The organism is Streptomyces sp. NP-1717 (assembly GCF_022695985.1).
GTDB lineage: Bacteria > Actinomycetota > Actinomycetes > Streptomycetales > Streptomycetaceae > Streptomyces.
The window spans coordinates 1-12,089 of the sequence record NZ_JAAPBF010000220.1; the positions used below are offsets into that span (position 1 = coordinate 1).

The following is a 12,089-nucleotide window of genomic DNA, read 5'->3' on the forward strand; positions in this document are numbered from 1 at the left end:
GGTGGCGCGGTGCGTGCGGTTGTCGCCGGGCCCGCCCGGCGGCCGGTTCGTCCCCGACCGCAGGACGGGACGGGACAGGTCGTGGCCGCCGGACGGCCGGTCGCGGTCCGTACGGCCACCGTGGACGGAAGAGCACCGTCCCGCCACCGGGAACGGAACCGAACCGCCCGACGGGCCGAGCCCCGGCAGGTCCCGTGGCCGGGTGCCACGGAACAGGCACGGTCGGCGGCCGGGCGCGGGAGGCTCCTCCCGCCCCCGGCGGGGAGTCGGGACGTGTCCGTCCGGTCACTCCCCGGGAACGGCCCGGCGTCGGGTCAGGCCGTGATCGCCATGCGGTCGAGCACCAGACGCGCCGTCTCCGAGGGCGTCGAGCCGACGCGTACGCCGACCGCTTCGAGCGCCTTCTTCTTCGCCTCCGCGGTGCCCGACGAGCCGGAGACGATCGCTCCGGCGTGGCCCATCGTCTTGCCCTCGGGCGCGGTGAAGCCGGCGATGTAGCCGACGACCGGTTTGGTCACGTGGTCGGCGATGTACGCCGCGGCGCGCTCCTCCGCGTCGCCGCCGATCTCGCCGATGAGGACGATGAGTTCGGTGTCCGGGTCGGCCTCGAAGGCGGCGAGGCAGTCGATGTGCGTCGTGCCGACGACGGGGTCGCCCCCGATGCCGACCGCCGAAGAGAAGCCGATCTCGCGCAGCTCGTACATCAACTGGTACGTCAGCGTGCCCGACTTGGAGACGAGCCCGATCCTGCCGGGCTTGGTGGCGATGTCGGCCGGAATGATGCCGGCGTTGGACTGTCCGGGGCTGATGAGCCCGGGACAGTTCGGCCCGATGATCCGGGTGTCGCTCTTCTCGGCGTACGCCTGGAAGACGACCGCGTCGTGGACGGGGATCCCCTCGGTGATGACGACGGCGAGGCCGATGCCCGCGTCGACCGCCTCCATGACCGCGGCCTTGGCGAACGGCGGCGGTACGAAGACGACGGTGACGTCCGCGCCGGTCGCCGCGATGCCGTCGGCCACGGAGCCGAAGACGGGGACCGCCCGGCCGTCGAAGTCGACGCTCTTGCCGGCCTTGCGCGGGTTGACCCCGCCGACGACGTCGGTGCCGGCCTCCAGCATCCGGCGGGTGTGCTTCATGCCCTCGGCACCGGTCATGCCCTGGACGAGGACCTTGCTCTCCTTGGTCAGGAAAATCGCCATGTCTCTTCTCCCTCTTCTCCGTTGTCCGCGTTGTCCGTGGCTGTCCGGTGCTATCCGGCGTTCGCGAGTACGGCGGACTGGCGCGCGGCGCCGTCCATGGTCGTGACCTGCTCCACGAGCGGATGCGCGCGGTCGGCGAGGATCGCGCGGCCCCGGGCGGCGTTGTTGCCGTCGAGGCGTACGACGAGCGGTTTGGTCAACCGGACGGTCTCCAGGGCCTGGACGATGCCGTCGGCGACGGCGTCGCAGGCGGTGATCCCGCCGAAGACGTTGACGAACACGGATTTCACGTCGGGGTCGGACAGGATGACGGAGAGTCCGTCGGCCATGACCTGGGCCGAGGCGCCGCCCCCGATGTCGAGGAAGTTGGCGGGGCGGGCGCCGCAGCCGGCGACGACGTCGAGGGTCGACATGACGAGCCCCGCGCCGTTGCCGATGATGCCGACCTCACCGTCGAGCTTCACGTAGTTGAGGCCCTTGGCGGCCGCCGCCGCCTCCAGCGGGTCGGCGCCCGGGTCCTGCTGTTCGTCGCCCCAACGGCTCTGGCGGAACCGGGCGTTGTCGTCCAGGGTCACCTTTCCGTCGAGGGCGAGGATGCGGCCGTCCGCGGTCCTGACGAGGGGGTTGACCTCGACGAGCAGGGCGTCCTCCCTGATCAGGACCTGCCAGAGCGATTCGAGTACGGGTGCGGTCTCCGGTGGCAGCGACGCCGCCGCCGCGATCTCCGCGGCCTTGGCCGCGGTGACGCCCTCGGCCGGGTCGACGGGGATCCGTGCCACCGCCTCGGGGCGGGTGGCGGCCACCTCCTCGATGTCCATGCCGCCCTCGGCGGACGCGATCGCGAGGAAGGTCCCCGCGGCGCGGTCGAGCACGTAGCTGACGTAGAACTCGGTCTCGATGTCCACCGGTTGGGCCAGCATCACCGTCCGGACGACGTGGCCCTTGATGTCCATCCCGAGGATCTGGCGGGCGGTCAGTTCCGCCGCGGCCGGATCGGCCGCGAGCTTCACCCCGCCGGCCTTGCCCCGGCCTCCGGTCTTCACCTGTGCCTTGACGACGACCCGGCCGCCGAGCCGTTCCGCCGCGAGCGCGGCCTCCCTGGCGAACTCGACTGTTTCGGCCTCCGGCACGGCGATGCCGTACTCCGCGAACAGGTCCCTGGCTTGGTGCTCGTACAGATCCATGCCGGCTCCCACTGCAACAGAAAGGAATGAAAGTGCCGCACGCCCCCTGGACACCACCCACCGGATGCGGGATAACAAGCTTCATACAGTATTCGTCGACTGTATGCAATCCATCGCGGGAGCACTCGGGAGCACCCCCAAGAGCCCCCCGAGCTCCCCTACGAAGGGACAGGACAACCTCATGCCCGACGACAGCCAGGAACTCATCTCCGGTGGTCATCTGGTCGCCAAGGCACTCAAGGCAGAAGGTGTCGAGGTCATCTACACCCTCTGCGGCGGCCACATCATCGACATCTACGACGGCTGCGTCGACGAGGGCATCGAAGTCGTCGACGTACGCCACGAGCAGGTCGCCGCCCACGCGGCCGACGGTTACGCGCGCATCACCGGCAAGCCCGGCTGCGCCGTCGTCACCGCCGGACCGGGCACGACCGACGCCGTGACCGGTGTCGCCAACGCGTTCCGTGCCGAGTCACCCATGCTGCTCATCGGCGGCCAGGGCGCGCTCACCCAGCACAAGATGGGTTCGCTCCAGGACCTGCCGCACGTGGACATGATGACGCCGATCACCAAGTTCGCGGCGACCGTCCCCGACACGGCCCGCGCGGCCGACATGGTCTCCATGGCTTTCCGTGAGTGCTACAACGGCGCTCCCGGCCCGTCCTTCCTGGAGATTCCGCGCGATGTCCTCGACGCGAAGGTCCCGGCTGACAAAGCACGCGTGCCCAAGGCCGGCCAGTACCGGGCCTCGACCCGTTCGCCCGGTGACCCCGCGGCCATCGAGAAGCTCGCCGACCTGCTGGTCCACGCCGAGAAGCCGGCGATCCTCCTCGGCAGCCAGGTGTGGACGACTCGGGCCACGGACGACGCCATCGAGCTGGTACGGACGCTGAACGTACCGGCCTACATGAACGGCGCGGGGCGAGGCACACTGCCTCCGGGCGACCCGCACCACTTCCAGCTCTCCCGGCGCTACGCCTTCACCAACGCCGACCTCATCATCATCGTCGGCACCCCCTTCGACTTCCGGATGGGGTACGGCAAGCGGCTCTCGCCGGACGCCACGGTCGTCCAGATCGACCTCGACTACCGGACGGTCGGCAAGAACCGCGACATCGACCTCGGCATCGTCGGCGACGCCGGCCTCGTCCTGAAGTCGGTCACCGAGGCGGCGAGCGGCCGGATCAACGGCGGCTCCGTCAAGCGCAAGGCGTGGCTGGAGGAGTTGCGGGCCGCCGAGCAGACCGCGATCGAGAAGCGGCTGCCGAACCTGCGCAAGGACAGCTCGCCGATCCACCCCTACCGCCTGGTCAGCGAGATCAACGACTTCCTCACCGAGGACTCGATCTACATCGGCGACGGCGGCGACATCGTCACCTTCTCCGGTCAGGTCGTCCAGCCCAAGTCGCCCGGCCACTGGATGGACCCGGGCCCGCTCGGCACGCTCGGAGTCGGCGTCCCCTTCGTCCTCGCGGCGAAGAAGGCACGGCCCGACAAGGAGGTCGTGGCCCTCTTCGGCGACGGGGCCTTCTCCCTGACGGGCTGGGACTTCGAGACGCTGGTCCGCTACAACCTGCCGTTCGTCGGCATCATCGGCAACAACTCGTCGATGAACCAGATCCGTTACGGCCAGAAGGCCAAGTACGGCGACGAGCGCGAGCGGATCGGCAACACCCTCGGCGACGTCCACTACGACAAGTTCGCCCAGATGCTGGGCGGTTACGGCGAAGAGGTCCGCGACCCGGCCGAGATCGCGCCCGCGCTCCAGCGGGCCCGTGAGTCCGGACTGCCCTCGCTGATCAACGTCTGGGTCGACCCCGACGCGTACGCCCCCGGAACCATGAACCAGACCATGTACAAGTAAGGGAGGCCATGATGACCCAGGCTCCAGTAGCCCCGGAGAACTCCCCCGACACGAACCCCCAGGCACTGAGCGGTGTCCGTGTCCTCGACATGACTCATGTGCAGTCCGGCCCCTCGGCCACCCAGATCCTCGCCTGGCTCGGCGCGGACGTGGTGAAGGTGGAGGCACCGACGGGGGACATCACCCGTAAGCAGCTGCGCGACATCCCCGATGTCGACTCGCTGTACTTCACGATGCTCAACTGCAACAAGCGCAGCGTCACGCTCAACACCAAGACCGAGCGCGGCAAGGAGATCCTCACCGAACTCATCCGCCGCTCCGACGTGATGGTCGAGAACTTCGGCCCCGGCGCGGTCGACCGGATGGGATTCACCTGGGAGAAGATCCAGGAGATCAACCCGAGGATCGTGTACGCCTCGATCAAGGGCTTCGGCGAGGGCCCGTACACCAACTTCAAGGCGTACGAGGTCGTCGCGCAGGCCATGGGCGGCTCCATGTCGACCACCGGCTTCGAGGACGGGCCACCGCTGGCCACCGGCTCGCAGATCGGCGACTCCGGCACCGGCATGCACGCGGTGGCCGCCATCCTGGCCGCGCTCTACCAGCGCACCGCCACCGGGCGCGGGCAGCGGGTGAACGTCGCGATGCAGCACGCCGTGCTCAACCTCTGCCGGGTCAAGCTCCGCGACCAGCAGCGCCTGGCGCACGGCCCGTTGGCCGAGTACCCGAACGAGGACTTCGGCGACGAGGTCCCGCGCTCGGGCAACGCCAGCGGCGGCGGTCAGCCGGGCTGGGCGGTCAAGTGCTCGCCGGGCGGCCCCAACGACTACGTGTACGTGATCGTGCAGCCGGTCGGCTGGAAGCCCGTCAGCGAGCTCATCGGCCGGCCCGAACTGGCCGAGGACCCCGAGTGGGCGACCCCCGAGGCCCGGCTCACCAAGCTGGGCAAGATGTTCCAGCTCATCGAGGAGTGGTCCTCGACCCTTCCCAAGTGGGAGGTGCTGGAGAAGCTCAACGCCCACAACATCCCGTGCGGCCCGATCCTCTCCACCAAGGAGATCATCGAGGACTCGTCGCTGGCGGCCAACGACATGGTCGTCGAGGTCGCGCATCCGCAGCGCGGGACCTTCACCACGGTCGGGAGCCCGCTGAAGCTCTCCGACTCCCCCGTCCGGATCACCTCATCCCCGCTGCTCGGTGAGCACAACGCGGAGGTGTACGTCGGCGAGCTGGGTCTCGGCGACGAGGAACTGCGCCTGTTGAAGACGAACGGAGTCATCTAGTGGCGGACAGCAGTGCGTTCAAGCCCGACAAGGATGCCGTCGGGGCCATCATCGAGGCCGCCCTGGCACAGGGGCGTACCTCACTCACCGCCCCCGAGGGCAAGGCCGTCACGGACGCCTACGGCATCCCGACACCCGGTGAGGCGCTCGCGGAGTCGGCCGACGACGCCGTCGCCGTGGCGGCGCGGCTCGGGTTCCCGGTGGCGATGAAGATCGTCTCGCCGGAGATCCTGCACAAGACGGACGCCGGTGGTGTACAGATCGGCGTCGCCTCGGCGGCCGAGGTGCGCGCCGCGTTCACCACGATCGTCTCCAACGCGCGGGCGTACGACCCGAAGGCGCGGATCCTCGGCGTCCAGGTGCAGCAGATGGTGCCCGCGGGAACCGAGATCCTGATCGGCACGGTCACCGACCCGACGTTCGGCAAGGTCGTGGCATTCGGCCTCGGCGGTGTCCTGGTGGAGGTGCTGAAGGACGTCACCTTCCGGCTGGCGCCGGCCACCAAGGACGACGCGCTGTCGATGCTGGACGGCATCCGGGCCGCCGAGATCCTGCGCGGGGTACGGGGCGGCGCGGCGGTGGACCGGGACGCGCTGGCCGATCTCGTGGTCAGGGTCTCGCAGTTGGCGGCCGACTTCCCCGGCATCGCGGAGGTGGACCTCAACCCGGTCTTCGCCTCGGCGAGCGGGGTCATGGCGGCGGACGTACGGATCCTGCTGACGGACGAGGCTCCGGTCGCGCGGCGCCGCTACTCGCGCGAGGAGATCCTGGTCTCCATGCGCCGGCTCATGGAGCCGCGTTCGGTCGCGGTGATCGGTGCCTCCAACGAGGATGGCAAGATCGGCAATTCGGTCATGCGCAACCTCATCGACGGGGGTTTCGCGGGCGAGATCTATCCGGTGAACCCCAAAGCCGATGACATACTCGGCCGTAAGGCGTACAAGAGCGTGATGGATGTTCCCGGTGAGCCTGACGTGGCGATATTCGCGATCCCCGCGAAGTTCGTAGCCGGTGCGCTGGGCGAGGTGGGACGCAAGAACATCCCCAACGCGGTGCTGATCCCCTCCGGTTTCGCGGAGACCGGTGAGGACGAACTCCAGCAGGAGATCGTGACGATCGCCGAGGAGAACGGGATCCGGCTGCTCGGGCCGAACATCTACGGGTACTACTCCACCTGGCAGGACCTCTGCGCCACGTTCTGCACCCCGTACGACGTCAAGGGCGGCGTGGCGCTGACCTCGCAGTCCGGCGGCATCGGGATGGCGATCCTCGGCTTCGCGAGGACCACCAGGACGGGTGTGTCGGCGATCGTCGGGCTCGGCAACAAGTCGGACCTCGACGAGGACGACCTGCTGACCTGGTTCGGTGAGGACGACAACACCGACTGCATCGCGATGCACCTGGAGGACCTGAAGGACGGCCGCGCCTTCGTGGAGGCGGCGCGCGCGACCGTCCCCAAGAAGCCGGTGGTGGTCCTCAAGGCAGGCCGTACGGCGGCCGGCGCGAAGGCGGCGGGCTCGCACACGGGTGCCCTCGCGGGCGACGACGCGGTGTACGAGGACATCCTGCGGCAGTCCGGTGTCATCAGGGCTCCGGGGCTGAGCGACATGCTGGAGTACGCGCGGGGGCTGCCCGTACTCCCCACCCCCAAGGGCGACAACGTCGTGATCATCACGGGCGCCGGCGGATCGGGTGTGCTGCTGTCGGACGCGATCGTCGACAACGGCCTGTCCCTGATGGAGATTCCGCCGGACCTGGACGAGGCGTTCCGCGCCTTCATCCCGCCCTTCGGGGCGGCGGGCAACCCGGTGGACATCACCGGCGGCGAACCTCCGTCGACGTACGAGGCCACGATCCGGCTGGGTCTTGAGGATCCCCGGATCCACTCCCTGGTCCTGGGCTACTGGCACACGATCGTCACCCCGCCGATGGTCTTCGCCGAACTGACGGCGCGGGTGGTGGCCGAGTTCAGGGAGCGCGGCATCGAGAAGCCGGTGGTGGCGTCGCTCGCGGGCGACGTCGAGGTGGAGGCCGCGTGCCAGTACCTCTACGAACGGGGCGTCGTGGCGTACCCGTACACCACGGAGAAGCCGGTCGAGGTGCTCGGAGCGAAGTACCGCTGGGCGCGGGCGGCGGGGCTGCTGTGAGGAACGGTCAGCGGCCGGACACCGGCCGGGGGGCCGGGGGTTGCCCCCCGGGGCGACACAGCCCGCTGGGCGCGGGCGGCGGGGCTGCTGTGAGGGACCGGACAGCGGCCGGACACCCGTGGTCCGGCGGAGCCGCGGAGCTGTGGGGAGGCACCGGATGACCTGACGGTGCGACCCAGGGGGCCTGTGGATTCCGCTCATCGCAGGCCCCCCGCACGAAGAGAACGGACAGGGGGCGCTGGCCTGACTTCTTCGACGCAAGGGGTTCGATCGAATGACAACGACAAACATCTCCGCACCCGTCCCCTACAGGGAGGTGACGGACGCCAACGGGCGCATGTACCGGCTCGGCGAGTCCGATGTCGACATCATGGGACGCAAGCGCAAGTGGATGGTCATCCTGCCCTGGGTCGGCATGATGGGCATCTCCTCGGCGGAGTACGCGTTCGCTTCGGCCGAGGACACACTGCACATCGCGCACAGCTGGAACAGTGCGCACATCTTCTGGATGCTCGGTATCTGGGTGCTCTTCCAGGGCGGCGTGGCCTTCCCCGCGGGCAAGCTGCGTGAGTCCGGCAAGCTCCCCGCCCGCTGGGCGATGATGCTGGGCGCGCTCGGCACCCTGCTCGGCTATGTGTCCCTCGCGTACGCGCCGCACGTGATCGTGGCGTACATCGGGTTCGGCATGTTCAGCGGCGCGGGCGCCGGCATGGTCTACGCGACCTGCGTCAACATGGTCGGCAAGTGGTATCCGGAGCGCAAGGGAGGCAAGACCGGCTTCGTCAACGGCGGTTTCGCCTACGGTTCGGTGCCGTTCGTCTTCCTGTTCACCGGCTACATGGACGTGACGAACTTCAAGTGGGTTCTCGTCTCGGTGGGTCTGTTCCTGGCCGCCGTGGTCGCCGTCGCCGGTTACTTCTTCAAGGACCCGCCGAAGAACTGGTGGCCCGAGGAGATCGACCCGCTGCGCAAGCCGGACGACAAGCGCGCACGGCGTGCCCTGGAGAAGAACCCGCCGGCCGTGAAGCAGTACACCCCCAAGGAGGCGTGGCAGACACGCGTCGTCCCGGTCATGTGGTTCTGCCTGCTGTGCACCTCGGGCGTGAACATCTTCGGTATCGCCTTCCAGGTGCCGTTCGGTGACGAGGCCGGCTTCACGGGAGGCATCGTGGCGACCGCGATGTCCCTGAAGGCCATCGTCAACGGCACCGGCCGCGGTGTCATCGGCTGGCTCTCGGACCGCTACGGACGCAAGCAGTGCCTGATCTTCGTCTGTATCGTCCTGGGTCTTTCGCAGTACGGCATCCTGTGGTCCGGCAACATCGAGAACCTGCCGTTGTTCCTCGTGTTCTCCAGCATCTCCGGCTTCGGCGGCGGCGCGATCTTCCCGATGTTCGCGGCCATGACCGCGGACTACTTCGGTGAGAACAACAACGCCTCCAACTACGGCATGGTCTACAGCTCCAAGCTCGTGTCGGGTCTGCTCGGCTCCGGCATGGGTGCCGTGGTGGTCGGCGCCTGGGGCTACAGCGGTGCCTTCGTGCTCGCCGGTTCCATCTCGCTGTTCGCCGGTTTCGTGGCACTGTTCCTGCATCAGCCCGGACGGCCGAAGGGCGGTCTGATCAAGGCCAACCCGGCGCCCATCAGCCGCGACGGGGAATGATTCCGCGACACGTGTGGCCCCGGGCCGTTTCGCTGTTCTCCTGAGGGTCCTCCCGGGGCGACCCGGTCAGTGGCGCCGCTCCCGCAGCGAGTGCAGGTGGTCGGCCGACTTCTCGGCGAACAGGATCGAGTCGACCGGGTTGTCGTGCTCGGCCTGCCAGTGGTGGTCCCTGCGGCCGTTGTGGGTCTTGTTCACGGCCGAGATGAACTTCTTGTAGTCGATGTCGCCGTCACCGACGTCGACCATGTCGTAACCGTCGCGCGCCTCCTCGTTCTTCACGCCGTCCTTGACGTGGAAGAGGGGGTAGCGGTCGGGCTGCTTGAGCACGTAGCTCAGCGGGTCGAAGGGCGCGGGCCTGCCGTCGCCCGTCTGGCTGAAGCGGTGCTTGGCGGCGAACGCCCAGTAGATGTCCATCTCCAGATAGACCAGCTTGGGGTCGGTCTCCGCGAGCAGGACGTCGTAGAGGCGGACGCCCGGCTGGTCGCTGGCGAAGGAGAACTCCTCGGCGTGGTTGTGCTGGTAGAACTTCATGCCGCGCTTGCGCGCTGCGGCGCCGTAGGTGTTGAAGTCCTCGGCCGCCCGCTTCCAGGCGTCGACGGTGTCGCCGTGCCGCCAGGGGCCCGACGCGGTGCCGATGTGCTTGAGGCCCATCGCCTGGGCGTCGTCCAGGACCTTCTCCAGGTTCTGGGCGAAGCTGTACGCGTCGGGGTTGTTGTCGTCGGCGTAGTTGACGTGACTGCCGATCGGGCGCAGACCGTGGTTCCTGGCCAGCTTGCGCAGCTGGGGGATGGTGATGGCGCCGGCGCTGCCCTGGCTGTAGCCCGCGAACTCGATCTCGTCGTAGCCGAAGCGCTCCAGCTCCTCGAAGACCTTGGCGAAGCCGAGCGAGTTGACCTTGTCACGCAGCGAGTAGAGCTGGATGCCGAGGTGGCCCGGGGTGAGGACGGGCTCGCCCTTGCCGTGGCCGTGGCCGTGACCGTGGCCGTGACCGTGGCCGTGACCGCGACCGTCCTGTCGGGCTGTCGCGGCGGCGGGGGTGGCCGCCGCGAGGCCGAGGGCGGCGGCGGCACCGGCACCCGCGGCCACACCCAGCATGTTGCGCCGGCTGAGCTTGGCTGCGAGCTCCGGGTCGACTGACTTCTTGCGGCTCATGCGTGGAACTCCTTAGGTCAGTGCAGTCCTGCCAGATTGAGGAGCAGGGATTTCACGTCGGTGGCCTCGGTGCGGCCGGTGACGGCTTCGGGGGTGGAGCAGAGGATGAGCGGACCTTCGTCGTCGCTCAGCGGGAGGCGGCCGTGGCTGCCGCGGATCGGTGAGGGGTCCAGGGGGACGACGGCGAGCCGGTAGCGCATGCCGAGCTTCTTGCGGGCGATGGCCTTGGCCGCCTTGACCTTCACGTACGGGTCGAGGGGGTCCATGAACAGCTCGACGGGGTCGTACCCGGGTTTGCGGTGGATCTCGACGAGCTGGGCGAAGTCGGGGGCCTTGGCGTCGTCGAGCCAGTAGTAGTACGTGAACCAGGCGTCCGGTTCGGCGACGGCGACCAGTTCGCCGGAGCGCGGGTGGTCCAGGCCGTAGTTCTTCTTGCCCTGCTCGTCGAGGATCTCCTCGATGCCCTTGAGGTCCTTGAGCGCCTCGCGGGTCGCTTCCAGGTCCTCGGGGCGGCGCACGTAGATGTGCGAGATCTGGTGGTCGGAGACGGCGAAGGCGCGTGACGCCATCGGGTCCAGGTACTCCATGCCGTCCTGGGTGTGGACCTCCAGGAGGCCGGCGCGGCGCAGGGCCCGGTTGATGTCGACGGGCCGGGAGACGTTGGTGATGCCGTACTCGGACAGCGCGACGACGGTGCGGCCTTCGGCGCGCGCGTCGTCCAGCAACGGGCCCATCGCCGCGTCGAGTTCGCGTGCCGCCTGGTGGGAGCGGGGGTCGTCGGGGCCGTAGCGCTGGAGGTCGTAGTCCAGGTGCGGCAGGTAGCACAGCGCCAGGTCGGGGCGGCGGGTGTCGATGATGTGCCGGGTGGCGTCGATGATCCACTGCGAGGAGACGAGGTCGGCGCCGGGGCCCCAGAAGTGGAAGAGGGGGAACGTGCCGAGTTTGTCGTGCAGTTCGTCGTGCAGCGCCGGGGGCCGGGTGTAGCAGTCGGGTTCCTTGCGGCCGTCCGCGTAGTACACGGGGCGGGGTGTGACCGTGTAGTCGGTGTCGGCGCCCATCGCGTACCACCAGCAGATGTTGGCGACGGTGTAGCCGGGGTGGGCGCGGCGGGCGGCGTCCCAGAGCTTGTCCCCGGAGACCAGTCCGTTGTGCTGGCGCCACAGCAGTACGTCGCCGAGCTCGCGGAAGTACCAGCCGTTGCCGACGATGCCGTGCTCGGACGGCAGGGTGCCGGTGAGGAAGGTGGACTGGGCGCTGCACGTGACGGCGGGCAGCACGGTGGTCAGCGGGCCCTGCGAGCCCCGGGCGGCCAGCTTCTGGAGATTGGGCATGTACGCGAGGAGCTGGGGCGTGAGTCCGACCACGTCCAGGACCAGCAGGGGTGTGGGGCTCGTCGCGGCCGGCTCGGCGGTCGGCCCGGACGTGGGTTCGGCGGTCACGGCAGCTCCTTGAGACCCAGGTCGACCAGGAGGTCGCGGGCCAGCGTGAGTTCGGCGGCGATGCCCTCGGCGAGCCGTCCGCGTGAGCGGGGGCGCAGTTCGGGCGGGAGCGCCTGCCACGTGTACGTCTCGACCTCCAGGTGGCGGGTCAGCGG

At 69.0% G+C, this 12,089-nt stretch carries 8 protein-coding genes and 1 pseudogene; 4 read left to right on the top strand and 5 right to left on the bottom strand.

The genetic code is table 11. The features are described from left to right. Positions 1-314: 314 nt before the first annotated feature. Together sucD and sucC are read right to left on the bottom strand one after the other, a co-directional pair. On the bottom strand, positions 315-1,202 hold the full coding sequence (gene sucD, locus GXP76_RS29470) for a succinate--CoA ligase subunit alpha (protein ID WP_242574671.1): 888 nt from the start codon (positions 1,200-1,202) through the stop codon (positions 315-317). A gap of 50 nt (positions 1,203-1,252) precedes the next feature. Next, on the bottom strand, positions 1,253-2,386 hold the full coding sequence (gene sucC, locus GXP76_RS29475) for an ADP-forming succinate--CoA ligase subunit beta (protein WP_242574672.1): 1,134 nt from the start codon (positions 2,384-2,386) through the stop codon (positions 1,253-1,255). Positions 2,387-2,567: 181 nt separating this feature from the next. Here sucC and GXP76_RS29480 point away from each other — a divergent pair, with 181 nt between their 5' ends. From GXP76_RS29480 to GXP76_RS29495, 4 genes are all read left to right on the top strand, one after another. Then, positions 2,568-4,250 (top strand): thiamine pyrophosphate-binding protein, encoded by a 1,683-nt coding sequence (locus GXP76_RS29480; protein ID WP_242574673.1) that lies wholly within the window; start codon positions 2,568-2,570, stop codon positions 4,248-4,250. 11 nt (positions 4,251-4,261) lie between these two features. Further along, on the top strand, positions 4,262-5,533 hold the full coding sequence (gene frc / locus GXP76_RS29485; RefSeq protein ID WP_242574674.1) for a formyl-CoA transferase: 1,272 nt from the start codon (positions 4,262-4,264) through the stop codon (positions 5,531-5,533). 47 nt (positions 5,534-5,580) lie between these two features. Further along, on the top strand, positions 5,581-7,680 hold the full coding sequence (locus tag GXP76_RS29490; RefSeq protein ID WP_374363051.1) for an acetate--CoA ligase family protein: 2,100 nt from the start codon (positions 5,581-5,583) through the stop codon (positions 7,678-7,680). A gap of 274 nt (positions 7,681-7,954) precedes the next feature. Next, positions 7,955-9,343: an OFA family MFS transporter gene (locus tag GXP76_RS29495; RefSeq protein ID WP_242574676.1), complete on the top strand. Its 1,389-nt coding sequence runs from the start codon at positions 7,955-7,957 to the stop codon at positions 9,341-9,343. A 66-nt stretch (positions 9,344-9,409) separates the two neighbouring features. Here GXP76_RS29495 and GXP76_RS29500 read toward each other — a convergent pair whose 3' ends face one another. The 3 genes and pseudogenes from GXP76_RS29500 to GXP76_RS29510 form a co-directional block, all read right to left on the bottom strand. Beyond that, positions 9,410-10,495: a sugar phosphate isomerase/epimerase gene (locus GXP76_RS29500; protein WP_242574677.1), complete on the bottom strand. Its 1,086-nt coding sequence runs from the start codon at positions 10,493-10,495 to the stop codon at positions 9,410-9,412. A gap of 17 nt (positions 10,496-10,512) precedes the next feature. Then, the gene (locus GXP76_RS29505; RefSeq protein ID WP_242574678.1) at positions 10,513-11,934 is read right to left on the bottom strand and encodes an alkaline phosphatase family protein; all 1,422 of its coding nucleotides are present in this window, start codon (positions 11,932-11,934) and stop codon (positions 10,513-10,515) included. Then, positions 11,931-12,089, bottom strand: a pseudogene (locus tag GXP76_RS29510) (xylose isomerase); the annotation flags it as partial. The gene GXP76_RS29505 and the pseudogene GXP76_RS29510, both read right to left, overlap by 4 nt.

What these genes read in the sequence shown, in the direction of transcription:
- GXP76_RS29480 (WP_242574673.1), top strand. Translation starts at nt 2,568, where the DNA reads ATGCCCGACGACAGCCAGGAACTCATCTCCGGTGGTCATCTGGTCGCC.
- sucC (WP_242574672.1), bottom strand. Translation starts at nt 2,386, where the DNA reads ATGGATCTGTACGAGCACCAAGCCAGGGACCTGTTCGCGGAGTACGGC.
- sucD (WP_242574671.1), bottom strand. Translation starts at nt 1,202, where the DNA reads ATGGCGATTTTCCTGACCAAGGAGAGCAAGGTCCTCGTCCAGGGCATG.
- GXP76_RS29495 (WP_242574676.1), top strand. Translation starts at nt 7,955, where the DNA reads ATGACAACGACAAACATCTCCGCACCCGTCCCCTACAGGGAGGTGACG.
- GXP76_RS29500 (WP_242574677.1), bottom strand. Translation starts at nt 10,495, where the DNA reads ATGAGCCGCAAGAAGTCAGTCGACCCGGAGCTCGCAGCCAAGCTCAGC.
- frc (WP_242574674.1), top strand. Translation starts at nt 4,262, where the DNA reads ATGACCCAGGCTCCAGTAGCCCCGGAGAACTCCCCCGACACGAACCCC.